General features: G+C 72.7%; 21 protein-coding genes and 1 pseudogene. 13 read left to right on the top strand and 9 right to left on the bottom strand.

The features are described 5' to 3' along the window. Positions 1–11: 11 nt before the first annotated feature. Entirely contained in the window at positions 12–1,127 is a 1,116-nt protein-coding gene (locus HP445_RS12840; RefSeq protein WP_111032470.1) for a Gfo/Idh/MocA family protein, read from the bottom strand. After that, positions 1,124–1,924 (bottom strand): sugar phosphate isomerase/epimerase family protein, encoded by an 801-nt coding sequence (locus tag HP445_RS12835; RefSeq protein ID WP_171907779.1) that lies wholly within the window; start codon positions 1,922–1,924, stop codon positions 1,124–1,126. The genes HP445_RS12840 and HP445_RS12835 overlap by 4 nt, the downstream gene beginning before the upstream one ends. A gap of 227 nt (positions 1,925–2,151) precedes the next feature. Here HP445_RS12835 and HP445_RS12830 point away from each other — a divergent pair, with 227 nt between their 5' ends. The 4 genes from HP445_RS12830 (at position 2,152) to HP445_RS12815 (ending at position 6,286) form a co-directional block, all read left to right on the top strand. Continuing rightward, entirely contained in the window at positions 2,152–3,450 is a 1,299-nt protein-coding gene (locus HP445_RS12830; protein ID WP_111032468.1) for an MFS transporter, read from the top strand. 113 nt (positions 3,451–3,563) lie between these two features. Continuing rightward, complete coding sequence (locus HP445_RS12825; protein WP_128780299.1) at positions 3,564–4,886, top strand: carboxylesterase family protein; 1,323 nt, start codon at positions 3,564–3,566, stop codon at positions 4,884–4,886. A gap of 77 nt (positions 4,887–4,963) precedes the next feature. Continuing rightward, a complete protein-coding gene (locus tag HP445_RS12820; protein ID WP_128780298.1) occupies positions 4,964–5,554 on the top strand; it encodes a TetR/AcrR family transcriptional regulator in 591 nt (196 codons plus the stop codon). A gap of 291 nt (positions 5,555–5,845) precedes the next feature. Next, positions 5,846–6,286, top strand: coding sequence for an NUDIX hydrolase (locus HP445_RS12815; RefSeq protein ID WP_027466986.1), 441 nt, complete (start codon positions 5,846–5,848; stop codon positions 6,284–6,286). Positions 6,287–6,311: 25 nt separating this feature from the next. Here HP445_RS12815 and HP445_RS12810 read toward each other — a convergent pair whose 3' ends face one another. Continuing rightward, complete coding sequence (locus tag HP445_RS12810; protein ID WP_128780297.1) at positions 6,312–6,500, bottom strand: hypothetical protein; 189 nt, start codon at positions 6,498–6,500, stop codon at positions 6,312–6,314. Between the two features lie 74 nt (positions 6,501–6,574). After that, entirely contained in the window at positions 6,575–6,943 is a 369-nt protein-coding gene (locus tag HP445_RS12805) for a VOC family protein (RefSeq protein ID WP_128780296.1), read from the bottom strand. 54 nt (positions 6,944–6,997) lie between these two features. Here HP445_RS12805 and HP445_RS12800 point away from each other — a divergent pair, with 54 nt between their 5' ends. After that, positions 6,998–7,639: a nucleoside/nucleotide kinase family protein gene (locus HP445_RS12800; RefSeq protein WP_128780295.1), complete on the top strand. Its 642-nt coding sequence runs from the start codon at positions 6,998–7,000 to the stop codon at positions 7,637–7,639. A gap of 103 nt (positions 7,640–7,742) precedes the next feature. Then, complete coding sequence (locus HP445_RS12795; RefSeq protein WP_111088836.1) at positions 7,743–8,576, top strand: SDR family oxidoreductase; 834 nt, start codon at positions 7,743–7,745, stop codon at positions 8,574–8,576. A gap of 1,353 nt (positions 8,577–9,929) precedes the next feature. Here HP445_RS12795 and HP445_RS18685 read toward each other — a convergent pair. From HP445_RS18685 to nucS, 4 genes and pseudogenes are all read right to left on the bottom strand, one after another. After that, positions 9,930–10,475: pseudogene (locus HP445_RS18685) on the bottom strand (ArnT family glycosyltransferase); the annotation flags it as partial. A gap of 314 nt (positions 10,476–10,789) precedes the next feature. Beyond that, positions 10,790–12,070, bottom strand: a complete 1,281-nt coding sequence (locus HP445_RS12790) for an MFS transporter (RefSeq protein WP_128780293.1) — start codon at positions 12,068–12,070, stop codon at positions 10,790–10,792. Then, entirely contained in the window at positions 12,067–12,741 is a 675-nt protein-coding gene (locus HP445_RS12785) for an HAD hydrolase-like protein (RefSeq protein ID WP_128780292.1), read from the bottom strand. The genes HP445_RS12790 and HP445_RS12785 overlap by 4 nt, the downstream gene beginning before the upstream one ends. A 101-nt stretch (positions 12,742–12,842) precedes the next feature. Then, positions 12,843–13,538: an endonuclease NucS gene (gene nucS, locus HP445_RS12780; RefSeq protein ID WP_017887754.1), complete on the bottom strand. Its 696-nt coding sequence runs from the start codon at positions 13,536–13,538 to the stop codon at positions 12,843–12,845. A 175-nt stretch (positions 13,539–13,713) separates the two neighbouring features. On the opposite strand from nucS, the gene HP445_RS12775 reads away from it, so the two are divergent. The 6 genes from HP445_RS12775 to HP445_RS19180 all read left to right on the top strand — a co-directional run bounded on the left by HP445_RS12775 (position 13,714) and on the right by HP445_RS19180 (position 21,856). Next, complete coding sequence (locus tag HP445_RS12775; protein ID WP_128780291.1) at positions 13,714–15,102, top strand: purine-cytosine permease family protein; 1,389 nt, start codon at positions 13,714–13,716, stop codon at positions 15,100–15,102. A 177-nt stretch (positions 15,103–15,279) separates the two neighbouring features. Then, positions 15,280–16,836, top strand: a complete 1,557-nt coding sequence (locus HP445_RS12770) for a hydantoinase/oxoprolinase N-terminal domain-containing protein (protein ID WP_071404451.1) — start codon at positions 15,280–15,282, stop codon at positions 16,834–16,836. Beyond that, positions 16,833–18,017: an S-methyl thiohydantoin desulfurase family protein gene (locus HP445_RS12765; RefSeq protein ID WP_217499914.1), complete on the top strand. Its 1,185-nt coding sequence runs from the start codon at positions 16,833–16,835 to the stop codon at positions 18,015–18,017. Before HP445_RS12770 ends, HP445_RS12765 begins: the two co-directional genes overlap by 4 nt. Beyond that, positions 18,014–19,138, top strand: a complete 1,125-nt coding sequence (locus tag HP445_RS12760; RefSeq protein ID WP_128780290.1) for an S-methyl thiohydantoin desulfurase family protein — start codon at positions 18,014–18,016, stop codon at positions 19,136–19,138. Before HP445_RS12765 ends, HP445_RS12760 begins: the two co-directional genes overlap by 4 nt. A gap of 103 nt (positions 19,139–19,241) precedes the next feature. Next, positions 19,242–20,336: a DUF917 domain-containing protein gene (locus tag HP445_RS12755; RefSeq protein WP_111055261.1), complete on the top strand. Its 1,095-nt coding sequence runs from the start codon at positions 19,242–19,244 to the stop codon at positions 20,334–20,336. Then, a complete protein-coding gene (locus HP445_RS19180; RefSeq protein WP_128780289.1) occupies positions 20,333–21,856 on the top strand; it encodes a helix-turn-helix domain-containing protein in 1,524 nt (507 codons plus the stop codon). Before HP445_RS12755 ends, HP445_RS19180 begins: the two co-directional genes overlap by 4 nt. Before the next feature lie 12 nt (positions 21,857–21,868). Here the strand turns inward: HP445_RS19180 and HP445_RS12745 are convergent, their stop codons facing one another. Beyond that, positions 21,869–23,185, bottom strand: a complete 1,317-nt coding sequence (locus HP445_RS12745) for an MFS transporter (RefSeq protein WP_128780288.1) — start codon at positions 23,183–23,185, stop codon at positions 21,869–21,871. Positions 23,186–23,300: 115 nt separating this feature from the next. Between HP445_RS12745 and HP445_RS12740 the strand changes: the two genes are divergently transcribed. Next, positions 23,301–24,434 (top strand): substrate-binding domain-containing protein, encoded by a 1,134-nt coding sequence (locus tag HP445_RS12740; RefSeq protein ID WP_175330817.1) that lies wholly within the window; start codon positions 23,301–23,303, stop codon positions 24,432–24,434. Positions 24,435–24,439: the final 5 nt, after the last annotated feature.

The following is a 24,439-nucleotide window of genomic DNA, read 5'->3' as shown; positions in this document are numbered from 1 at the left end:
TCGCGGCGCTCCTAGGCGTTTGCGCCCGCGGTCAGCACGGCTGCCGCGGGGTCGAAGTCCTCGGGCAGCGGCGGGACCGCGTCCACGGTCGACGTGATGTCGACGGCGGAACCCGACTCGGCCGCGTCACGGATGCCGAGCAGCACATCGAGCACGTGCAGGGCGACGGCGCCGGAGGCACGCTCGGGGCGGTCCTCCGCGATGGCGCGGGCGAGCTCGACGACACCGGTGCCACGGCCCCAGGTGGAGCCGACCGCCTCGAGCGTCTCGGGCTCTTCCTGGCCGTAGCGCCAGAGCTGCGACGAGCCCTCGAACGTGTTCGGGTCCGGCAGCGAGATCGTGCCGAGCGTGCCGTTGATCTCGACGAAGCCCATGCGCGGCAGGGCGTGCTGGAACGAGAACGTCGACTGGGCGGACTGCCCGCCGGCGAACTCGATCAGGGCGGCGTGGTGCGTCGGGACCTCGACCGGGAACGTCTCGCCGGCGCGGGGGCCGGACGCGATCGTGCGACGGTCGAGCGACTTCGACGAGACGGCCTGCACGCGCGAGGCGGTGCCGAACGCGTGCACCAGGGTCGTCACGTAGTACGGGCCCATGTCGAACAGGGGGCCGGCACCGGTGGCGAACAGGAAGTCCGGGTTCGGGTGCCACGCCTCGGGTCCGGGGACGTGGAACAGCGTCGTCGCGGACAGCGGCTCGCCGATGTCACCGCGGGCGATGGCCCGGAGCGCCGTCTGGATGCCCGCGCCGAGCACGGTGTCCGGAGCGGTCGCGACGCGCAGGCCCTTGGCCTTCGCCGACTCGAGCACCGCGGCGGCCGACGCGTGGTCGGTCGCGATCGGCTTCTCGCTCCAGACGTGCTTGCCGGCGTCGATGATCTGCTGGTCGACCTCGGCGTGTGCGGCCGGGATCGTCAGGTTGATCACGATCGAGATGTCGTCGCGGGCGAGGAGTTCCTCGACCGATCCCGACGAGGCGACGCCGTACTCTGCCGCCTGGGCAGCAGCGCGGTCGAGCAGCACGTCGGCGACGAAGCGGACCTCGACGTCGGCGAACTTGGTCAGGTTCTCGAGGTACTGGGTGGAGATGTTGCCGGCACCGATGATGCCGATCCCGACACGGCTCACTTGTCGTTGTCCTTGAGCCAGGTGAGGGACTCGGTGATGCCCTCGAAGACGTCGCCCTTGTACGCGTCGAACTCGACCACGCGGATCGCCTGCGGTGCGGCGGCGAGGATCGCGGTCACGTCGACGTCGCCCTGACCGGCCGGCGTCTGGTTCTCGAAGGCGCGCTGCAGTGCCTCGGGCACGATGAGGGCGCTCTCGGACGAGGGCAGCGCGGTGCGGATGTCACCGTCGACCTTGCCGTCCTTGACGTGGATGGCGACGACGCGGTCGCCCAGGCCCTTGAGCACGGCGGGAGCGTCGGCGCCACCGACGGTCGCCCAGAAGGTGTCGACCTCGAGGACGGTCTCCGGCGACAGCTGCGACACGAACAGGTCGTAGACGGTGCGGCCGTCGACCTTGTTCGTGAACTCCCACTGGTGGTTGTGGTACCCGAACTGCAGGCCACGGCCGGCGGCCTCGGCGGTCAGCTCGTTGACGCGCTCGGCGATCTTCGCGACGTCGTCGGCGGTCTGCCAGCGGTCGGTCGGGATGAACGGGTCGATGACGGTGCGGATGCCGAGGCGCTCGGCGGCGTCCCAGATCGGCGCGGTGTCCTCGGCGTCGATCACGGCGACGTGGCCGGACGGAGCCTTGAGGCCGGTGGCCGCGAACGCACGCTCGAGGTCGGTGGCGCGCTCGACGAACGCGTAGGGCTCGACGTTCTCGTACCCGATCTCGGCGACACGGGCGATGGCCTTGTCGAGGTCTTCGGCGATGGCGTCGCGCAGCGAGTACAGCTGCACAGAAGTGGTGGGCATTGCAGAGGCTCCTTCGATCCTGTCTGGGTGTCGCGGCCCGTCGAGGAGCGATGCTCCGCGGCGAGATCGATGACGACGCTACCCCAAAAACCACCCGGTGTGTAGTTTTTGCTGCCCCGTGTGACGCGGCCCGGGAGGCGGTCGGTGTTGCAGACAACACGTGTCGATGTATGCTCGCGTCGGAAAAACCTTGTCAGGCAAGGTTTTCATCGACTCAAGGAGGCGTCATGAGCACACCCGAACCCGGCAGCCCGGCACTGCTCAACCCGGAAGAGGGCATCACCCAGCCCGTCAGCACGGTCAAGGTGGGCATCGGCTACCAGATCGCCCTGTTCCTCGGGCAGTTCGGCCTCTTCGTCGCGCTCATGGCGCCCGTCTACGTGAGCATGCAGCTCAAGGCGCAGGCCCTGGTCGGCGACGACGCTGCGAACGTCATCGGCTCGGTGCTGCCGATCGGCGCGTTCGGTGCGCTCATCATGAACCCCCTCGCGGGTGCCCTGTCCGACCGCACCCGCACGCGCTGGGGCCGTCGTCGCCCCTGGCTGCTCAGCGGTGTCGTGGTCTTCGCGATCGCCCTCGCGTGGATCGCCTACTCGCCCGACGTCCTCAACCTGACGCTGGCCTGGCTGCTCGCCCAGCTCGCCGCGAACGCCACGCTCGCCACCCTGCTCGCGAGCTTCGCCGACAACGTGCCGCAGCTGCAGCGCGGCCGGTCCTCGAGCATCATCGCGCTCGCGCAGAACATCGCCGTGCTCGCCGGCACCTACCTGTCGGTCTTCTTCGTCGCGAACCTGCCCGTGCTGTTCATCGCGCCGGGCATCCTGGCGATCATCCTGGTCGCCGTGTACGCCGTCGTCGCTCGTGACGACCTGCCGACCTACACGCTCAAGAAGTTCACGTTCCTGAACCTCGTCGCGTCGTTCTGGACGAACCCGGTCAAGAACCCGGACTTCGCGTTCGCGTGGTGGTCGCGCTTCCTCATCATCCTCGCGACGTTCATGTTCACGACGTACCGCCTGCTCTACATGCAGGAGCACATCGGCATCGAGAAGCCGAAGGACGCCACGGCCGCCGTCGCCTTCGGCGTCCTGCTCTACACGATCGCGCTGCTGGTCAGTGCGGCGCTGTCCGGTTGGGCGTCGGACAAGCTCGGTCGCCGCAAGGTGTTCGTCGGCGGGTCGACGGCGATGTTCGCGGTCGGGCTCGTCGCGCTCGCGCACGCCGACACGGTCACCGGCTTCTACGTCGCCGAGGTCATCATGGGCTTCGCCTACGGCATCTACTCGGCCATCGACACGGCGCTCGTCGTCGACGTGCTGCCGAACGCCGACCGGCCCGGCAAGGACCTCGGTGTCATCAACATCGCGAACGCGCTGCCGCAGTCACTCGCGCCGGCGATCGCCCTGTTCTTCCTGAAGGTCGGGTCCGACGGAGCCGCCGACAACTACGAGCTCATGTGCTGGGCCGCCGGGGCGATCGCCCTCATCGGCGCACTCGTCGTGATCCCCATCAAGCGGGTGCGGTAGCGCCCCCGTCGCGCAACGCGACAAGAGGAGGACGGGAGGCCCGTGGCGACGCCGCCACGGGCCTCCCGTCCGTCTGCCTGGTTGCGTCAGCCGGCCCCGATAGCGTGATCCACATGCTCGCCGCCGCCCCTGCCCCGTTCGACACCCCCGCCGGCCGCATCGTCGGGACGCTCGACGGCGACGTGGTGCGGGTGCTCGGGATCCCGTACGCGCAGGCCGAACGGTTCGCCCCGCCGCAGCCGATGCCACCGTTCGATGGCGAGCTGCACGCGTCCACCCCGTCGCCGGTCGCACCGCAGCCGCACGAGGAGTTCGTCGACCTGTTGCTCAACCCGATCCAGGGCATCGAGGTCGACGAGCACTGCCAGCGGCTCTCGATCACGCTGCCCGCCGACGTGCGGCCGGACGAGCAGCTGCCCGTGATGGTCTGGATCCACGGTGGTTCGTACGTCATCGGCGGCGGCGACCTGCCGATCTACGACGCCCGCGACCTGGTGACCGAGCAACGCGTGATCGTGGTGTCGGTCACGTTCCGGCTCGGCGTGCTCGGGTTCCTCGGCGACGGCGAGACGATCCCGGCGAACCTCGGGCTCCTCGACCTGGTCGAGTCGCTGCGCTGGGTGCGCGCGAACATCGCTTCGTTCGGCGGCGACCCCGACCTGGTCACCGTCTTCGGGCAGTCGGCCGGCGGGGACGCGGCCGCGCACCTGATGATCAGCGCCGGCGCCGGAGGGCTCTTCCGCCGCGCGATCATCCAGAGCGCTCCGCTCGGGCTGTCCCGCCGTCGGGCACGGATGAACCGCGCCATGGTCCAGGCGGTCGGCGCCGTGCACGCCGACACCCCGCTCGAGGACCTGCTCGACCGTCAGGCACTCGGAACCCGTGCCGCAGCGCCGTACGGGCTCGCCGCCGGCATGCCGTTCGGCACTCAGTACGGGTTCGCGCCGCTGCCCGCCGAGCGTGACCTCGACGCCGCGTGGAGCCGGGTCGCCCCCGACGTGGACGTGCTGATCGGGTCCGGTTCGGACGAGGCCGGCATGTACGTGCCGCTCGTGCCCGGCCTGCGTCGGGTCACCCGGTCACGGGTGCTGCGGTCGGCCCTGCGGTGGTGGGTCGTGCGCCCGCTGTCCGACGTCATCTACGGCCGCGATGCCCGACGGTTCACCGAACGGCACCGACGCGCCGGCGGCCGGGCGACCTCGTACCGACTGCACCGCGGTGTCACGAGCGCCCCGACCGGAGCCGTGCACATGAGCGACCTGCCGCTGCTGCTCGGCGGCCGCGAGGCCTGGGCCGGCACCCGGTTCGTCCCCGAACGCGACTGGGCCGAGGTCGAGCGCCGCGGCCGGGCCTTCCGGGCGATCTGGGCCGACTTCGCCCGCACCGGCGAGGTCCGGGCGCCCGACGACGAGACGCTGACGTTCGACCGCGGCTGACCGGGAGCCGGCGACGGAGGCCGCGCCCCCTGAACTGGCGGTCGCGGGCCGCTGACCGGCCCCGCACAATCGTCAGCATGCCCACGACCGATGTCGACCTCCGCGCACGCATCGTCGCCGGGGCGATCAGTGCCTACCGAGCCGGGGACTTCCACCGTGTCGGGCCCGACGAGGTCGCCGAGCACGCCGGGGTCACGGCCGACGAGTTCCACCGGGCGTACCCGATGTGGGAACTCCTGGTGGTCGCGGTCATGGACAAGTGGAACAACGGCAGCCGACTCGAGCTCTGGCCGATCGCGGAGCGGGCCGGCACGGTCGCCTACCTGCGAGCCCGGCTCGCCGCGGGCGTCGAGGACCCGGCCCTCGTGCGCCTCCGGGTCGCCGTGCTCAGCGCCGCCTCGAACCCCGAGCACCCGGCCGCCGGGTGGTTCCGCACGCAGTACACGCGGGCGTTCGAGGACGTCACCCTCGCCCTGGTCCGTGACGTCGTCGCCGGCCGGGAGTCCCGTGGCGCCTCGCCCCGGCACGCCGCCGAGCAGCTCATGGCGCTGTACGAGGGGCTCCAGCTGCAGTCCGTCATCCGCGACGACGGGGAGCCGCTCAGCGCTTTCGACCGGGCGGTCGCCCGGATGCGCGTGGGCTGGGCAGCGGCACGCGTCGACGCCTGATCCGGGTCGGGCGCGCACGTCGGGTCCGGTTGGCCGGGAGGCCCATGGCGGCGGCGACTCGCGCCTGCCGGCCCGGGGAGTGGTCGCGACACACCGCACGTGCTGCGTCGCGTGGTCACGTTCCGTCGTTTGCGGGCGGCGGGGCCGACGGTCTGTGACCGCTCGGCGTGCGGGCCGCGGGGGGTCGTGACCGGTGGCGGGCTGGTGGAGCGTCCGCACCACCCCGGTCCACGGCCTGGAGGCCCGGCGCGGCTGGCAGACGTCGGTGCACCCACCTGGCATGGTCGGCCCATGGAGTACACGGACTACGACACCCGGCTCGCCGCCTACGGCGTGATCACGGACGGTGACCGCGTGCTCCTGGCGAAACTGCGTCACCCCGACGCGGGCACGTGGACGTTACCGGGCGGCGGGGTCGAGTTCGACGAGACCGTCGAGCAGGCCGTCGTGCGCGAGATCCGCGAGGAGACCGGGTACGAGGCCCAGGCCGGTGCCCTGCTCGGGGTCCGGCACCACATCGTCCCCGCCGAACGCCGCATCCACGCCAACGGTCGCCCGATGAAGGCCGTGCAGGTGGTGTTCCGGGCGACGATCACCGGGGGAGCCCTGCGGCACGAGCTCGACGGCTCGACCGACGAGTCGCGGTGGATCCCCGTCGCCGAGCTCCCGCACCACCGCCACGGCCTGCTCGTGCCGATCGCCCTCGGCTGGGCGGGCGCCCTGTCCCGCTGACCGCGTCAACCCGCGGCCTGCTCGGTCATCGCTCCCCCAGCAGGGCGGAGATGCTGTCGAGCCAGTTCTGTGCGAGGTACTCGTCCGTGAACAGGTCCCGCCACTGCTCGGTCGGGGCGAACTCCCGCTCGTCCAGGTTCCACTGCGCGCGGACCCTCGCCCGCTCCGCCAGGAGTTCCTCGCGGGTCCACTGCCGTCCCAGCACCTTCGTCATGGCCGTCCTCTCGTCGGTGAGAGGACGATAGGACGATCAGCAGCGCCGACGCGAGCTCTCGGAATACAACATGTTCAGTCCTCGATGACGCTGAGGACGTTGCCCGAAGGGTCGGTGAACCAGGCGATGAGCGGCCCGCCCTTCCGGTTCACACCCCGGTCGTCGGTCACCCCCTCGTACTGCAGGAACACGACGCCCTTGGTGGTGAGCTCGTCGACCGCGGCGTCGATGTCCGGCACCGGGAAGTTCAGCACCGTGAAGGCCGCCGGTTCGTGACCCGGGCCCTTCGGGTATACGAGCACCTGGTGTCCACCGCCGAGCTGCAGGAAGAGCATGCCGTGGTCCTCGGTGACCTCGACCCCCAGGACGTCCTGGTAGAACGCCTTCGCCTCGGGCACGTCGCGCACCGAGAACCCGCTGAACGCCTTCGTCGCATCGACCATGCGGCAAGTGAACCACCGCGGCCCGGCGTCGGTGCGCTCTGCGAGGATGAGGCCGTGAGCGACTCCGGCACGACCGTCGACCAGGCCGTCGAGCGCGCCGTCGAACTGGCCCGTTCGAGCCGCCGCACGGTGCTCGGGATCGCCGGAGCACCGGGCGCTGGCAAGTCCACGCTCGCCCGTCGCATCGTCACCGCCGTCGACGACCGCCTGGGTGCCGGCACGGCGGTGCAGGTCCCGATGGACGGCTTCCACCTGTCGAACGCGGCGCTCGACGCCCTCGGCCGGCACGACCGCAAGGGCGCGGCGGACACCTTCGACGCCGACGGCTACGTCGCGCTCGTCCGCCGACTCGTCGCCGCCGACGAGGACGTGGTGTGGGCGCCGGACTTCGACCGTCGCGTGGACGAACCCGTGGCCGGCAGCATCGCGGTACCCCGCGCCGCCCGCCTCGTGGTGTCCGAGGGCAACTACCTGCTCGACGACACCGCACCGTGGTCGACGCTGCCGGCGCTCTTCACCGAGACCTGGTTCTGCGCCGTCGCCGACGACGTGCGGCTCGACCGCCTGGTCGGCCGGCACATGCGGCACGGCCGCGACCACGACGCCGCCCGCGCGTGGGCGGTGGAGGTGGACGGCGTGAACGCCGCGAGGGTCGCGCCCACGGTGATCCGGGCCTCCAGGACGGTGTGGACGTGACCACCGACCGACGCGACCGTCGACGACCACCAGGCGACCCCGACAACGACGTGACCACGACGACCCCGACCACCACGACGCGACACCGACACGAGGAGCGACCATGACCATCGCCATCACTGGAGCGACCGGCAACATCGGGGGCGCCGTGAGCGCGGCGCTCGCCGCGGACGCCGTGCCGTTCCGGATGCTCGTGCGCGACGCCTCCCGTGCGCCGGAGCTGCCCGGCACGGAGGTCGCCGTCGCGACCTTCGCCGACGCCGACGCGAGCCGAGTGGCGCTCGAGGGCGTCGAGGTGCTGCTCATGGTCTCGGCGGCCGAGGCCCAGGACCGCCTCGACCAGCACCGCGCGTTCGTCGCCGCGGCGGCCGACGCGGGCGTGCGGCACGTCGTCTACACGTCGTTCCTCGGCGCGGCTCCCGACGCGACCTTCACGCTCGGACGCGACCACTGGGCGACGGAGCAGGCGATCCGCGAGAGCGGGATGGCGTTCACGTTCCTGCGCGACAGCTTCTACCTGGACTTCGTCGAGGACCTGGTCGGCGAGGACGGCGTGATCCGCGGCCCGGCCGGCGACGGCGCCATGGCCGCGGTGGCCCGTGCCGACGTCGCCCGCGTCGCGACCGCGGTGCTGCACGACCCGGACGCCCACCGCGACCAGACGTACGAGCTGACCGGCCCCGAGGCGATCACCCTGGCCCAGGCGGCGGCGATCGTGTCCGAGGTCCGCGGCCGGACGGTCAGCTACCACCCGGAGACCCTCGACGAGGCGTACGCATCACGTGCGCAGTGGAACCCGGAGCCGTGGCAGGCGGACGCCTGGGTGAGCACCTACACGGCCATCGCCGAGGGGGCGCTCGCGCACGTGTCCGGCGACGTCGAACGCATCACCGGGCGTCCGCCGATGTCCCTGCGCGAGGTGCTCGCCGCGAGCTGACCCGTGGTGCCGGTGCGCGCCGGGTCCGACCGACGGCCCGGGCAGCCCGCAGTGCCAGACCGTCCACGTGATGCCGTCCGCCCGGCGCGGCTGCATCGGCAGGCGTGCGTGCCGGGTGCCGCTGGTGAGTGCTCGGCAGCCCCCGACCAGTGCGGCGCGCAGGACCGGGTCGGTGCGGGGCGCGTGGGCCTCGACGACGAGGACGCGCAGGCCGTCGGCGATCCTCCGGCGGATCTGGTGCGTCGTGAAGACGGGCACGGTGCCCGAGAACCCGCCGTCCGTCAGCACTGGCAGCCCGGTCGCGTCGATCACGGGTGCGGAGATGTGCCAGGTGTCCGTCATGAAGAGCGGTTCGTCGTGCCGGTACCCCTCCAGGCGTCGCGCGGTCGCGACGAGTCGGCTGAGGGCACGCGGGTAGGGCGTCGACCCGCCCCACGGGTCCGGGCGCGACACGTGGAAGACGTCCGGGCTGCCGGCCGGGATCGGCCAGCGTGCGGGCCACGGCCCGACCGACGCGTCGACGCCGCTGCCGTCGCGGGTCGCGTCGAGCGCCTGCAGTGAGAACGCGGCGGGTCCGGCGACGAGCGCGAGCCCGGCTGCCAGCGCGATGACCGTCCTGGAGGCCCGGTGCCGGTCCGGCCCGCGCGTCGCCTCCCAGCGGGGTCGCCGCCACATCGCCAACAGCGTCGCGACGACAGCGACCGTCGAGACGGCGATCGCGGGCACGGCGAGCACGCTCGGCATCGCGGTGCCCCGCGCGAGGAACACCACCCAGCCGAACTGTGCCGCGGCGAGGACGACCGGGAGCGCCCGGAGCCCTCGAGACTGCGCCCGGACGAGCCCGACCGCACCACGCCACCCGAGGGCTGCGAGCAGGGCGAGCTGCACGCCGATCGCGGCGACGTAGGCGGTGTGCGGCACGGCGGCCACCGAGAGCACGGCCGCCGCGGTGCCGAGCCAGACCACCAGGACGGCCAGGGTGGCGGCGCTGGCACGGGTGTCGAAGGCGCGCCCGAACGGGGAGCCGAGGGCACCGGGCCGCTCCGCACGGCGGCGGACGAGCACCACGGCCGCGACCACCACGCCGAACACCGCCGCGGGCAGGAGCCAGGCCACCTGTGACGCCAGGTGCGGTCCGAGCAGCTTGCCGAACCCGGCCGGACCACCGCGCCAGGTGTGCGGGCCGAACGGCACCGTGAACGACCGGACGGACCCGGGCACCGCGCCGGGCAGGAACCGGTCGATGCCGTTGTACCCGAACACCATCGCGAGCGGACTGTCGTCGGTGGAGCCGTCCGCCCACGGCCGCGAACCCGACGGCGTGAGCGCCAGCGCGGTGACCCACGACACCGACGCCAGGACCGCGACGATCCCGAGCACTCCGGCACGGACCACCCGGGTGCCGAAGCGGAAGGGACGGCCGTCGTGCCCGGCCGAGGCCAGCAGGGTGCCGAGCAGCAGCGCCGGCAGGACGAACCACGCCTGCACCATCTTCGCCTGGAACCCGACGCCGACGGCCAGGCCCGCGGTGACGAGCGGCCACCAGCGCCCGGTCAGTGCCGCGTGCTGCCAGCACAGCAGGGCGACGGCCAGCGCGGCGGTGACCATGCCGTCCTCCATCGGGTGCGCGAACATCGACACGAAGACCGGCGTCGACCCGGCTGCTGCGGCAGCGACGAGGCCCGTCCCGACGCCGGCCCAGCGGAGTCCGACCAGGGAGCATGCCCACAGGGTGACGAGCCCCTCGACGACCTGGGGGAACGCGAGTGCGGCGGTGGAGTGCCCGAACAGCCGGAGGCTCAGCGCCTGCGGGACGGCGAAGCCGCTGAGCTTGTCGAGCGTCACCGTCGCGGAGGGGTCGAACGCGCCCGAGAACAGCGCCGGCCACGACTCGGACATCGACCGCGCCGACGCCTGGTAGAAGCTGAAGTCCCCGCCACGGCCCAGGTTCCAGGCGAGCAGCACGGTCGTGCCGCCCGCGATCACGAGCAGGGTGAGCCGTGCCGCGAGCGGCTGGTCCCGCCACCGGGCGGGTCGTCGGATGTCCACTCTCCGGACCTTGGCCGTCCGGGATGACGACCGGCCGGGACCGTGCCGCCAGCTGGCCCCGAAGCCGGTCCGCGCGCTGAGGGGTCGTGCGGGTGCGGCCCCCGTCGGTCAGCGCCTCGGGGGTCGAGCCGGAGCGGGGTCTCAGCCGGCGTTCGGGTTCGGGGTCAGGACACCCGTCGCGCGGCGAACGTCCCGACGACACCGAGGGTGAGCACCGCGACGAGCAAGACGAGCAGCGGCGCCGTCCAGTTCCCCGTCGCACCGTGCAGCGCGCCGGCGACGAGCGGCCCGGCCGACCCGAGCAGGTACCCGCCGCCCTGCACGAACGCGGACATCCGGCGGGCGTCGGCGTCGCTCGAGACGATCCGCACGATGACGATGAAGATCACGGTGATGCCACCACCCTGGGCTGCACCGCCGAGCACCGACCACAGCAACCAGAGCTGCGGGGCGAACAGCAGCCCGAGCGGCATCGCCAGCCACAGCGTGCCGACCAGGGCGATGATCGCTGCCGGACGCCACCGGGTCGCGAGCAGCGGGACACCGAGCGCCCCGACGACGGCCAGGATCTGGAACACCGACGAGCTCGCGCCCGACGACGCCTTCGAGAAGCCGATCTCGTCGTGCAGCAGCGTCGGGATCCACGCGGTGAGGGCGTAGTACGAGAACGCCTGGCCGCCGAACGCGAGCGTCAGGCCCCAGGTGATGAGCCGTCGTGCCGGTCGGATGGGCTCGGCGGCGGCGACCCGTGCGGCCTCGGCCGCGCGGGCGGTCCGGATCGCCCCGGTGTCGAGCACCTGGTCGATCGGGCCGGTGACGGGCAGTGGTTCGTCCCGCTCGGAGGGCAGCGGGCGTCGCCAGGCGGCGCGAGCACCGACCGTGTAGGTCCAGGCCGCGGCGGCGATGAGTGCGAAGACCGCCCAGATCGCGATGGCGACCGGCCACCCCCACAGGGCGGCCAGGGGAGCGGTGCCGAGCGACGTGATCATCGACCCGACGTTGAGCGCCGACGTGTACACGCCGGTGACCAGGCCGACGCGTTCCGGTGAGGTGTCCCGCCGGATGACGACCGGGATCACCACGTTGCCGATCGTGATGCCGATGCCGATGACCGCGGTGCCGATCAGCAGCGCCGCCGACGAGGGCATCGAGCGCACGACGGTGCCGGCGAGCACGATGACGAGCGACAGCGAGACTGCGCGCTCGGGGTCCGCCTTCGCGATGACCCAGCTGGCGAACGGCGTCGCGAGGGCGAAGCACAGCACCGGGATCGTCGTCAGCAGCCCGGCGATCGTCGCGGTCAGGCCGAGGTCGGCGCGGACGTCCCCGATGACCGGGGCGGTCGCGACGATCGGGCCGCGGAAGTTCAGGGCGATCAGGACGATGGCCGCCGGCAGCAACCAGGCGGCGCCGCGGAGGCCCCGCCGGACGACGTCGTCGCTCATGCGGACGGCGTCGCGGACGGCAGCAGGATCGGCAGCAGGTCGAGCGGGGTGGCGGCGCGGGCGATGGTGCCCTCGGCCTCGTCGGGGGAGCCGTAGCCCCACTCGGCGAAGACGACCGGGACGCCGTGCACGGTCGCGCCCTCGACGTCGTGCTTCCGGTCGCCGATCAGCACCGGGCGGCTGGTGTCGAAGCCGTGGGCCTCGAGGCGTCGCAGTGCCTCTTCGACGACGTCGGCCTTGCTCGACCGCACCTCGTCGTCGCTCGCACCCGTGATGATGTCGATGTCCCCGGTGAGCCCGTAGTGCTCGAGGATGTAGGTCGCCGGCGTCTCCGGCTTGCTCGTCGCCGTCGAGATCGGCAGCCCCGCCTGGTGCAGGGTGCGCAGCACGACGTCGATGTCCGGGAACATCTCGGAGTCGAGCGCCCCGTGCGAGAAGTAGTGCTCGCGGTAGACGGCGAGGGTGCGGTCAGCGAGCTCCTCGTCCATGCCCATCGCGATCCGGAACGTGTCCATGATCGGCGGGCCCACGAACGACATCAGGGTGTCGTGGTCCGGCACCGGGACGCCGACGGTGCGGAAGGTGTGCGTCAGGCTCTCGAGGATGCCCGGAGCGGAGTCGCTGATGGTGCCGTCGAGGTCGAACAGGATGGCGGAGAACGGGCTGGTCATGTCCTGCCCACCCTAGCCGGGCCGTGGCGGCGACCATCCGGGATCCGTCGGCGGCGGGGCGGGGGTGCGCCGTGCCTCCAGGCCGGACGGCCCGACGCGGCTCAGAACAGGCGGGTGTGGCCGCCCTCGATGCCGCGCATCGCGTCGTAGTCGAGCACGAGGACGCGGATACCGCGGTCCTCGGCGAGGGTGCGTGCCTGCGGTGCCACCGTCTGCGCGGCGAGCACGCCCTGCACCGGACGCAGGTGCGGGTCGCGGTTCATGAGCTCGAGGTACCGGGTGAGCTGCTCGACCGCGTCGATGTTGGCGTTGCGCTTCATCTCGACCGCGACGCTCGCCCCTGCGTCGTCGCGGGCCAGGATGTCGACCGGCCCGATCGCCGTCATGTACTCGCGACGGACCAGGGTGTGGCCGTCACCGAGGAGCTCGATCTGCTCGGCCAGGAGTTGCTGCAGGTGCGCCTCGACCCCGTCCTTCACCAGGCCCGGGTCGACGCCCAGGTCGTGGGTCTCGTCGGACACCACCTCGTACAGGGAGACGATGAGCTTGTCCTGCGTCTTCTTCTGCGTCACCGTCCACACCTGCGTGATGCCGGCGACCGACTGCTCCTCGTCTGGCTCGGTGATCTCGATCGAGCAGGGCGGGCTCATCCAGTTCAGCGGCTTGTAGCTGCCGCCGTCGGAGTGCACGAGCAGGGAGCCGTCCGCCTTGAGCATGAGCAGGCGGGTCGCGAGCGGCAGGTGGGCTGAGAGCCGGCCCGCGTAGTCGACGGAGCACCGGGCGATGACGAGACGCACCCCGGAAGCCTAACCGGCGTGGTGTGATGAGCCGGACCGGGCGCGCGGCCTGTGCAGCGCGCACGGATTCACATGCCCGTAACGACGTTCTGCACATGTACCGCAATCCGAGGCCGTCCTACCGTGGCTGACACCCCGATCGGCCCACGCCGACACCCCTCCCCGAGGAGCCACGATGGCCAGCGAGACCGCAGTGTCAGCACCACGAACCCCCCGTTCCGAGTCGGTCGCCGTCGACGACTACTCGCTCAGCCGAGTCCCGATGTCCGCGCGCTACGGCTGGTTCCAGGTCGCCGTGCAGCGCTTCGGGCAGATCTCGGCCCTGTCCCAGTTCCTGCTCGGTGCGACGCTCGGCTTCGGCATGAGCTTCTGGGACGCCTTCTGGGCGATCACCCTGGGCGCCGTGATCCTGGAGATCGTCTCGGTCCTCGTCGGCGTCATCGGCGTCAAGGAGGGCCTGAACACCTCGGTCATCGCCCGCTGGACCGGGTTCGGCAAGGCCGGCTCGGCGCTGGTCGGGCTGGCGATCGGGCTGAGCCTGATCGGGTGGTTCGGCATCCAGTCGGGTGTCTCGGCGGCCGGCCTCGTCTCGATCCTGCCGATCCTGCCCGCCTGGGCGTGGTCGCTCGTGTTCGGGCTGCTCGTCACCGCGATCGTCCTGCGCGGGTTCCACTCGATGCAGTGGCTGGCGAACGTGACCGTGCCGCTGTTCCTGGTGCTCGTCGGCTGGGCGGTCATCGTCGAGCTGAGCCGCCACTCGATCGCCGAGCTCGCCGCGCGTGCCCCGGCCGGTCCGGAGCTGAGCTTCGTGGCGGGCACCACCCTGGTCGCCGGCGGGTTCATCGTCGGTGCGGTGATCACGCCGGACATGACGCGCTTCAACCGGTCGGTCGGCGACGTCGTGAAGCAGACGCTGCTCGGCGTGACGCTCGGCGAGTACGTCATCGGCCTGGCCGGTGTCCTGCTCGCCCACGCCGTCGGCTCCGCGGACATCACCCGCGTGATCACGTCGAGCGTCGGCTGGGTCGGCATCCTCGTGATCCTGCTCGGCACGTTCAAGATCAACGACTGGAACATCTACAGCTCGAGCCTCGGCGTCACGAACTTCATCGACGCGGTCTTCGGCAAGCAGGTGAACCGCGGGCTCGTGACGCTCGTGATGGGCGTCGTCGGCTCGGTGCTCGCCGCCGTCGGGTTCCTCGGGGCCCTCACACCGTTCCTGTCCGTGCTCGGGGTCGTCTTCCCGCCGATCGCCGGGATCATGGTGGCGGAGTACTTCGTCGTGAAGCGCTGGCGCCGCGAGCTGAGCGACGCCGAGAACATCCCGGCGACCTCGCCCACCTGGGTGCCGGCCACCCTGGTCATCTGGGCGGTCGCCTCGCTCATCGGGTACTTCGTCGCCGTCGGCATCCCGTCGATCAGCTCCGTGGTCATCGCCTTCGTGCTCTACGTGGTCGCCGGCAAGGTCGGGCTGATCCGCGGCGTCGGTGTCAGTCGGACCGAGGCCGCGCCGGCTGCCACCGAGGCCCCGGTCGCCGAAGCACCGGCCACCCCCGCCGCCTGACCCGGGCGCTCCCCGAACGGCCGGTCGCGTCGCCGCACCCCTGATCCGCGCGACGGCGCGGCCGGTCCCCACTCCACGAACCAGCACCCCCCCCGACCCAGCAACACCCCCCCGCGAAGACCCCGCACCCGCACCACCGCACCCACACCCGCACCCGCACCACCGAAGGGAACCCCCATGCGCATCGGCATCGACGTCGGCGGCACCAACACGGACGCCGTCCTGATGGACGGCAGCACCGTCCGTGCGGCGGTCAAGCGGTCCACCACCCCGGACGTCACCTCGGGCATCGTCGCCGCGCTCGACGGCCTGCGCGAGCAGCACGCCTTCGGCCCCACGGACATCGACGGCGTGATGATCGGCACCACCCACTTCATCAACGCCCTGGTGGAGGCACGCGGCCTCGCCCCGACGGCCGCGGTCCGCCTGGGCCTGCCGGCGACGGCGTCGCTGCCCCCGTTCACGGACTGGCCCGGGCACCTCGTGTCGGCCGTGCACGCGCAGCCGTTCCTGGCACACGGCGGCCACGAGTTCGACGGCCGTGTCATCTCGGAGCTCGACCCCGAGGAGCTCAAGCGGCACGCCGGTGCCATCGCGGCCGCGGGCATCCGCTCCGTCGCGATCTCGTCGGTGTTCTCCCCGATCAACGACGAGTTCGAGCAGCGTGCGCAGGAGATCATGGCCGCCGAGCTCGGGCCGGACGTGGCGTTCTCGCTGTCGTCCGAGATCGGTCGCATCGGCCTGCTCGAGCGCGAGAACGCGACGATCATCAACGCGGCGCTCCGTGAGCTCGCCGACCGCATCGTCGACGGCCTGTCCGGGTCGGTCACGGGCAGCGGCATCGACGCACCGCTCTTCCTGAGCCAGAACGACGGCACGCTGATGGACGTCGAGTACGCCCGCCGCTACCCGGTCGCGACGTTCGCCTCCGGCCCGACGAACTCGATGCGCGGCGCCGCGGTGCTGTCCGGCTTCGACACCTGCGCGGTCGTGGACGTCGGCGGCACGACGAGCGACGTCGGCGTCCTGACCGCGGGCTTCCCGCGTGAGGCCACCGGCGAGGTCGCCGTCGCCGGCATCCGCACGAACTTCCGGATGCCCGACGTCCTGTCCGTCGGCATCGGCGGCGGCTCCCGCATCCGCGAGGACGGCAGCGTCGTCGGGCCGGACTCCGTCGGGTACCGCCTGACCGAGGAGGGCCTGGTCTTCGGCGGCTCCACCCTGACCGCCACCGACGTCGCCGTCCGCGGTGGCCGCGGTGCGATCGGGGACCCGTCGCTCGTCGCCGGGGTGCCGGCCGAGGTCGCCGCCCGCGCGCTCGACGTCATCGCGGAGCGCGTCGCCGACATCGTCGAGCGGATGCGCACCTCGTCCGACCCGCTGCCCGTCGTGGCGGTCGGCGGCGGCTCGGTGCTGCTGCCGGACACCCTGCCCGGACTCGGCACCGTGCACCGCCCGGAGCACTACTCGGTCGCCAACGCCATCGGTGCGGCGATCGCGCAGGTCAGCGGCGAGGTCGACAAGGTCTACGCGATCAGCGACGGTCGCCGGTCCGCCGTGGTCGACGAGGCCCGGCAAGAGGCGGTCGACCGTGCGATCGCGGCCGGCGCCGACCCCGGTTCGGTGGACATCGTCGACTTCGACGAGGTCCCGATCCCGTACCTGCCGGGCAACGCGACGCGGATCCGCGCCAAGGCGGTCGGCGACCTGGCACTCGGGGCGCTGGTCCGATGAGCGCCACCGAGACGGCGACCCCGCCCACGACCACCTCCAACTCCCAGACCGCCGAGCAGTCCGCTGAGGTCCCCATCACCTCCATCGGGGCGGACTGCTCGGCCCTCGCCCGCGGCGCCGCGATCCTCGGCACCGGTGGCGGCGGTGACCCCTACATCGGACGCCTGCTCGCCGAGGCCGCCGTCCGCGCCCACGGCCCGGTCGAGATCGTCCAGGTCGAGGACCTGCCCGACGACGCCGTGGTGCTCTCGGTCGCGATGATCGGCGCCCCCACCGTGATGGTCGAGAAGCTGCCGTCCGCCGGCCAGTTCGCCGAGGCCATCCGCAGCCTGTCGGCGTTCCTCAACGTGACCCCGACCCACCTGGCCTGCATCGAGGTCGGTGGCGTGAACTCGACGACCCCGATCGTCGCCGCGGCCGAACTCGGCCTGCCCCTGGTCGACGGCGACGGCATGGGCCGCGCGTTCCCCGAGGTGCAGATGGTGCTGCCGACCCTGTCCGGGGTCAGCGCGACACCGATGGCCCTGGCCGACGAGAAGGGCAACACCGTCGTCTTCGACACGGTCGACAACCGGTGGGCAGAGCGGCTCGCCCGCACGGCGACGGTCGAGATGGGCTGTTCCGCGATCACGGCGCAGTACGCCATGTCCGGCGCGCAGGTGAAGGAGTCGTTCGTCCGCGGCAGCCTGTCGCTGAGCGTCCGGCTGGGTGAGACGCTGGTCCGCGCACGCAGCGAGAACGCGGACCCCGTCACGGCGGTCACCGAGGTGCTCGGCGGCACGGTCGTGTTCGAGGGCAAGGTCGCCGACATCGAGCGCAAGACCGTCACCGGGTTCGCCCGTGGCACGGCCCGCATCGCCGGTTCCGGCAGCGACACCGGCCTGGAGGCGGTGCTCCGGTTCCAGAACGAGCACCTGCTGGTCGAGGTGGCCGGCCAGGTCCGCACCACGGCTCCCGACCTCATCATCACGTTGGACGCCGAGACCGGCGAGCCGATCACCACCGAGGCCCTGCGGTTCGGCGCCCGCATCCGGATCGTCACCGCACCGGCCGACGAGCGCTGGCACTCCCCGGACGGCCTCCGCCTGGCCGGCCCGCGGTACTTCGGCTACGACACCCCCGCGGTCCGCCACGACGGCACCACGAGCGCGGGCGAGACGAACACGGGAGCGCACCGATGAGCTGGATCCTCGACGTCGACGACCTGCCCGACCTGGCCCGCGGCGCCGCCCTGCTCGGCACCGGCGGCGGGGGCGACCCCACCATCGGGATGCTCCTGGTCCGTGCCGCGATCGAACAGCACGGCCCCGTCACGATCCTCGACCCGTCCGAGGTGCCCGACGACGCCCTCGTCATCCCCACCGCGCAGATGGGCGCACCGACCGTGGTGCTCGAACGCATCCCGGCCGGACCGGAACCCCTCGGCGCACTCCGTCGGCTCGAAGCCCACCTGGGCCGGACGGCGACCGCGACGATGCCCATCGAGTGCGGCGGCATCAACTCGATGATCCCGCTGCTCGTCGGTGCCACCGGTGGCCTGCCCGTCGTCGACGCGGACGGCATGGGCCGCGCGTTCCCCGAGCTGCAGATGGAGACGTTCTCGGTCTACGGGGTCCCCGGCAGTCCACTGGCGATCAGCGACGAGAACGGCCACGGCGTCATCATCGAGACCGGCACGGACAACAAGAAGATGGAGTGGCTCGCCCGCGGGGTCACCATCCGGCTCGGCGGCGTCGCCTACATCGCCGAGTACGCCATGTCCGGCCGCCAGGTGCAGGAGACCGCCGTCCCGCGCACGCTCTCCCTGGCACTCGCCGTCGGTCGGGCCATCCGGGTCGCCCGCGAAGCCCACCGTGACCCCATCGACGCGCTCGCCGAGGCCCTCGGCACGACGATCTACACGCACCTGCGCGAGCTGTTCGACGGCAAGGTCGTCGACGTCGAGCGCCGCACGGTCGACGGGTTCGCCCGCGGTCGTGCCACCGTGCAGGGGACCGACGGCTCCGAGCTCGAGCTCCGGTTCCAGAACGAGAACCTCGTCGCCCGGCGCGACGGGCAGCTCGTCGCCGTCGTGCCCGACCTGATCTGCGTCCTCGACGCCGAGACCGCCGAACCGATCACCACCGAGCGCCTGCGGTTCGGGCAGCGCGTCCGGGTGATCGGCATCTCGACCCCCGACCTGATGCGGACCCCGGAGGCGCTCGCCGTGTTCGGGCCGTCGTGCTTCGGGCTCGACGAGCCGTTCGTCCCGGTCGAGGAGCTGCACGAGCACGTCCGCCCGGCCGCCCCGGCGGTCGGCTGACGAACGGCCGGGCGCCGACCCCGGCGCCCGGCCCAGGCACCCGACCCCGGGCCCGGCCCCGGGCTCCGGCCCCGGGACGCGACCACGGCAGCAGAATGGACCCATGGACCAGGGTGAGCGGCGGGGCGGCGGTGTGGCGGGCCTCCAGGCCGACGACGCGACCGTCTTCGGACGCGGCACCGCCCTGCTCGGCTGCGGCGGTGGCGGCCGCGTCGACCACATGGTCAGCGCGCTCCGCTTCGCGCTCGGCGACCGCAGCGTGCCGGTCGTCGACCTCGACGACCCCGCGCTCGGCTCGGTGGTGGCCGTCGGTCTGATCGGGTCGACCACCGTGCTCGAGGAGAAGATGCCGAGCGGCGAGGAGCTGCCGGCCGCGCTCGCGGCGGTCGAACGCTGGACGGGCACCCGTGCCGACGCCGTCGTCGCCGCGCAGATCGGCGGCGTGACCGGACCGGCCGCAGCCCTCACCGCACACGCCGCCGGACTGCCGCTCGTCGACGCGGACCTGGTCGGCCGCGCGGTCCCGCGCATCGACCAGCTGTCGGTCTTCGTCGGCCCGACCACGACGGTCACGGCAGCGGCTGCGACCACGAGCGGCCTGCGGATCGTGGTCGACGCCCGGCACCCCCACGACGTCGAGACGGTGTGGCGCGAGGCCGTCTCGCACAGCGGCGGGTGGGCGGCCTTCGCGATCGGCCCGGTCCCGGTCGCGCTGCTGCGCGAGCGGGCCGTCGTCGGCAGCGTGCAGCGTGCCCTCCGGATCGGACGTGCCGCCGGCGGCGCACGCGACGCGGCGGAACTCGCCGCGCTCATCGGCGGCCGGGTCGTCGCGCAGGGCCGGGTCATCGACGTCCAACGCGAGGGGGACGCGCTCGCGTTCGTCCGCAGCAGCCTGGCCATCCGCGACGCCGGCACCGGCGCGGTCGCCCGGGTCGAGGCGGGCAGCGAGTACGTGCACTGCCTGGTCGACGGCCTGCCGGTCGCCAGCACCCCGAGCGTCATCACCGTCGTCGACGCGCGCTCGCTCGCGCCGGTGGCGACCGACCGCACGCGGGTCGGCAACGAGCTCGCGGTGCTCGTGCTGCCGTCGGCGCCGTGGTGGTGGGCGGACCCCGACCGCACCGCGCGCATGGGGCCGCGGGCGTTCGGCATCGACGCGGACGTCGTCCCCGAGGCCGTGGGCCAGGTGCTCGCGTGAACGCCGTCGGCGACCTGCTCCCGCTCCTGCCGCCCGGCACCCGCCTGCTCGTCGGCCCCGGCAGCACCGCGGTCCGGAGCGTCCGCGGGGTCGTGGGGGCCCCCGACCAGGTCGGCCGGTCCCTGTCACAGGGCGACGACGTCGTCGTGCTGCTCACCCCCGTCGACCGCGCGGATGCACGCTTCGACGTGCTGCTGCGCCGGGCGTCCGCGGCCGGCACCACCCTGCTCGTCGTCGACGGGGCACTGGAACTCGGCCCCGGCACCACGACGCTCGCCGACCGGCTCGGCGTCGCCGTGCTCGCCACCCCGGACCCGTGGGCGACCTCGGTCCGCCTGCACGAACTCATCGGCACCGGGATGGGCCCGGCGGCCCGGGCAGCCCTCGACGCCTCCCGCGTCGCGCTCGACGCCGGCCCCGAACTCGACGACCTGTTCGCCCGGCTCGACCGGTCGCTCGGCCACCCGGTGCGGTTCCTCGACGCCTCGGGCCTGGCACTCCGCGGAGCCGCCGTCGACGACGCGGCCCGCGCCGTCCTCGTCCGCCGCGCCGGCACGAGCGACGTGCTGACCGCCGAGGGCGTCGACGAGACGCTCGTGGCGATCCCGGTCGGCACCGGCATCGGACCGCGCGCCTGGCTGGCCGTCGGCCTGCCCGTCCCGATCGCCGCCGAACAGCAGGTGGTCGCGAGTGCGCTGCAGGTGGCAGCCGTCGCCGTCGGGCACCGGCTGCTGCTCACCCGGCTCGACGACGAGCGCGACGCCCGCTACCGGATGGCGATGCTCGACGAACTCCGCGCGGCCGACGGGGCACCGGCCCCGCAGCTCGTGCAGCGGACCATCGCCGCCGGGTGGCGGCTGGACGCCTGGCACGTCGGAGCGCGCGTGGTCGCGCGGCAGGGCGTCGACCTGGTCGCGCTCCGCCAGCAGGTCGACGCCGCGGTGCGCGCCGAGGGACTCGACGCGGTCGTCGTCGAACAGGCGGACGGCTGGGTGCTGTGGCTGTCGGAACCCGACGAACCCGGACGGGAGGCAGTGGCCGACATCGCAGGTCGGCTGCGGCGCGCGCAGAACACGCTCCGCACCACCGTGGAGACCAACGTGGGCGTCGGCAGTCTGCAGGCGGGCCCTGCCGGGCTGGTCCGGACGCTCGGCGAGGCCGGCGACGCCGCCCGCCTGGCCGCCAGCCGTCCGGAGTCCGGGCACTTCGTGCACGTCGACCGGCTCGGGCTCGCGCAGCTGCTGCTCGCGTGGACGCAGACGGACACGTTCCTGCCGGCCTCACGGCAGTTGCTCGCACCGCTCGAACGCGGTGGCGGGGCGCTCCTGACGACGCTCGCCGCCTACCTGGACGCGGAGTCGTCGATCGCCGAGACCGCCGCGGTGCTCGGGGTGCACCGGAACACCGTGTCCGACCGCATCGCGCGGGTGGAGCGGTTGCTCGGGGTCGACCTGTCCGACCCGGAGACCCGCCTTGCCCTGCACCTGGCGACGCGGGCGCGGGCGGGGGACGGCGGCTGAGGGCTCGTTGCGTCAGCTGCGGTCGCTGGCTCGCTCGGTCTCGCTGGTCGCGGTGTCGTGCTCGTGCTCGGTCTCCCGCTTCGTGGTCCCGCTCGTCTTGTCGGTCCCGCGGGCGGGCCGGGCGGCGGCGCCGGTCTCGCGCGCTGCTCCCGAGGCCAGGCCGGCCGCGATGATGAACACGAAGACGATCAGCAGCGCCCCGAGCAGGCCGATCTCCTCACCGAGGAACCCGATCAGCGGCGGCCCGGCCAGGAACGCCACGTAGCCGATCGTCGCGACGGCGCTGACCTTGGCGGCCGCGGTGCGGGGGTCGTCGGCCGCGGCGGACATGCCCATCGGGAAGCCGAGGCTGGCACCGAGGCCCCAGAGCACGACGCCCACGATCGCGAGCGGCACGTTGTCGATGAAGATGAGCATGCCGAGGCCGACCACCGCGACGGCGGCGCTGATGCGCAGGATCGGCACGCGGCCGAACTTGTCGATCAGCGGGCTGCCGGCGACGCGGCCGGCCGTCATCGCGGCGAGGAACACCGTCAGCACGGCGGCACCGCCGGCGTTGTCGAGCCCGTGGCCGTCGATCATCGCGAGGGGCAGCCAGTCGTTCGCAGACCCCTCGGCCAGCGCCATGCCGAGCACGATCACGCCGATGAGCAGCGTGGAGGGCTGTGCCCAGACCTGCCAGCGGGTGAGCGGGGTCGCGACCGGGCTGGTGTCGGTGGACACCGGCTGCTCGACGAGGTGCTCGTCCTGGAACTTCGCGACGGCGACGAGCATGGCGGCACTCGTGATGACGACGAGCACGATGAAGTGCCACGACACCGGGATCTCGAGCTTCTCGGCCAGGGCGCCGAGGCCTGCGCCGGCGAGCGTGCCGAGGCTGAACGCGGCGTGGAACAGCGGCATGATCGTGCGTCCGCCGGCCTTCTCGGCGGCGGCGCCGGAGACGTTCATCGACACGTCGCACAGGCCGTTGCCGAAGCCGAACGCGATGAGCGCGACCCAGATGGCGGCGAAGCCCCACCCGAGCGTGACCGCGACCCCCGCGAAGATCATGCCGACCGCCAGGCACGCCGCAGCCACCTGCACGCCCCGCCTCGCACCGAGCTTCGCGACGATGTGCCCGGCGAAGGTCAGACCGCCGATCGAACCGACGGCCATGCCGAGCACGAGCAGGCCCATCTCGAACGTGCTCGCCCCGAGGGAGTCGCGGACGCTCGGGATCCGGCCCAGCCACGTCGCGATGTCGAGCCCGGACAGGGTGAACACCACGAACACCGCGATGATCCAGGCCTTGGTGGTCGGGACGGTGCGGGTGGACGGCGTCGTCATGGTGGTTCCCATCGTGCTGCGGCGCGCTCGGTGCTGCGCGTTCTGGTGCGTGTCGGTGCTGGTCTTGCGGCGGTCGAATCGATTCGACTGCTCGTTCCGGCTACGCTAACGGGCGATGGACGAACCGGCAACAGGACCCGGCGCGTCGCCTTCCCGCGGCGGCGTCCGCCGTTCGTCGCGCCCGAGGCTGGCCGCGGTCGCCCGTGCTGCCGGTGTCGCGCCGTCGACGGCCTCGCTCGCCTTCAGCGGTCTCGGCCCGGTGTCCGAGGACGCCAAGGCCCGCGTGCTCGCCGCTGCCGCCGACCTCGGTTACGGCGGCCCCGATCCGCGTGCCCGTTCGCTGCGCCGTGGTCGTTCCGGCGTCATCGGCGTCGTGATGGACGAGCGTCTGAGCGACGCCTTCCGTGACCCGGTCAACGTCCTGACGCTCGACGGCATCGCCGAGGTCGCAGGTGCCGCCGGTGCCTCGTTGCTGCTCGTCCGCAGTCCGCTCGACGACGAGCAGGGCGCCGGCCCGCTGGTGGATGCGCCGATGGACGCCGTGGTGCTCGTCGGGTGCAACGTCCGGATCGACCCGGCCGTCGCCGTGCTGCGCCGTCGGCAGATCCCCGTCGTCGCGATCGAGGCGGACGAGATCGAGGGTGCTGTCCCCGTCCAGCTCGACAACCGCGATGCCTCACGCCGTGCTGCGGAGTACCTGCAGGGGCTCGGCCACCAGGACGTGACCGTCGTGACCCTGCCCCTCGATGCCGCACGCCGCCGTGGCCCGATCGACGCAGCCCGGCAAACCGAGGGCATCGCCTTCACCACGCTCGAACGCCTGCGTGGTGTGCGCCAGGTCTACCCGGACGCCGTCGCGATCGAGACCGCCGGCAGCTCGGTGGAAGAGGGGCGTCTCGCCGGCACCGAACTCTTCGCGCCGGACGGCCCCCGCCCCACCGCCGTCATCGCGCAGAGTGACCTGATCGCCGTCGGGGTGATCTCGGCCGCGCTCGACGCCGGACTCCGTGTCCCCGAGGATGTCAGCATCGTCGGCTTCGACGGCATCACGGTGGACGACAGCCTGCTCCACCGCACCCCGATCCGGCACCTGACCACCCTGGTGCAGCCGTTCGTGCAGAAGGGCCAAGCCGCTGCCCGTGCCGCCCTGGCCATGCTCGAGGGGGCGGAGCCGCAGCCGGCGTCGTTCACGTCGGAGTTGCGGGTGGGGGACACGACGGGGCCGCCGCCAGCTCCGAGCCCCGGCTGACGAAA

It is taken from the genome of Curtobacterium flaccumfaciens, from assembly GCF_013359815.1.
Taxonomy (GTDB): domain Bacteria; phylum Actinomycetota; class Actinomycetes; order Actinomycetales; family Microbacteriaceae; genus Curtobacterium; species Curtobacterium flaccumfaciens.
The sequence above is the reverse complement of the archived record's forward strand: the minus strand, read 5'-3'. Positions and strand labels throughout refer to the sequence as shown.

Excerpts from the sequence above, each read along its gene's own strand:
- HP445_RS12830 (WP_111032468.1), top strand. The coding sequence starts at position 2,152 with ATGAGCACACCCGAACCCGGCAGCCCGGCACTGCTCAACCCGGAAGAG.
- HP445_RS12810 (WP_128780297.1), bottom strand. The coding sequence starts at position 6,500 with ATGACGAAGGTGCTGGGACGGCAGTGGACCCGCGAGGAACTCCTGGCG.
- HP445_RS12785 (WP_128780292.1), bottom strand. The coding sequence starts at position 12,741 with ATGACCAGCCCGTTCTCCGCCATCCTGTTCGACCTCGACGGCACCATC.
- HP445_RS12755 (WP_111055261.1), top strand. The coding sequence starts at position 19,242 with ATGGACCAGGGTGAGCGGCGGGGCGGCGGTGTGGCGGGCCTCCAGGCC.
- HP445_RS12825 (WP_128780299.1), top strand. The coding sequence starts at position 3,564 with ATGCTCGCCGCCGCCCCTGCCCCGTTCGACACCCCCGCCGGCCGCATC.
- HP445_RS12815 (WP_027466986.1), top strand. The coding sequence starts at position 5,846 with ATGGAGTACACGGACTACGACACCCGGCTCGCCGCCTACGGCGTGATC.
- HP445_RS12795 (WP_111088836.1), top strand. The coding sequence starts at position 7,743 with ATGACCATCGCCATCACTGGAGCGACCGGCAACATCGGGGGCGCCGTG.
- HP445_RS12740 (WP_175330817.1), top strand. The coding sequence starts at position 23,301 with ATGGACGAACCGGCAACAGGACCCGGCGCGTCGCCTTCCCGCGGCGGC.
- HP445_RS12835 (WP_171907779.1), bottom strand. The coding sequence starts at position 1,924 with ATGCCCACCACTTCTGTGCAGCTGTACTCGCTGCGCGACGCCATCGCC.
- HP445_RS12745 (WP_128780288.1), bottom strand. The coding sequence starts at position 23,185 with ATGACGACGCCGTCCACCCGCACCGTCCCGACCACCAAGGCCTGGATC.
- HP445_RS12820 (WP_128780298.1), top strand. The coding sequence starts at position 4,964 with ATGCCCACGACCGATGTCGACCTCCGCGCACGCATCGTCGCCGGGGCG.
- HP445_RS12765 (WP_217499914.1), top strand. The coding sequence starts at position 16,833 with ATGAGCGCCACCGAGACGGCGACCCCGCCCACGACCACCTCCAACTCC.
- HP445_RS12770 (WP_071404451.1), top strand. The coding sequence starts at position 15,280 with ATGCGCATCGGCATCGACGTCGGCGGCACCAACACGGACGCCGTCCTG.
- HP445_RS12775 (WP_128780291.1), top strand. The coding sequence starts at position 13,714 with ATGGCCAGCGAGACCGCAGTGTCAGCACCACGAACCCCCCGTTCCGAG.
- HP445_RS12805 (WP_128780296.1), bottom strand. The coding sequence starts at position 6,943 with ATGGTCGATGCGACGAAGGCGTTCAGCGGGTTCTCGGTGCGCGACGTG.
- HP445_RS12760 (WP_128780290.1), top strand. The coding sequence starts at position 18,014 with ATGAGCTGGATCCTCGACGTCGACGACCTGCCCGACCTGGCCCGCGGC.
- HP445_RS12790 (WP_128780293.1), bottom strand. The coding sequence starts at position 12,070 with ATGAGCGACGACGTCGTCCGGCGGGGCCTCCGCGGCGCCGCCTGGTTG.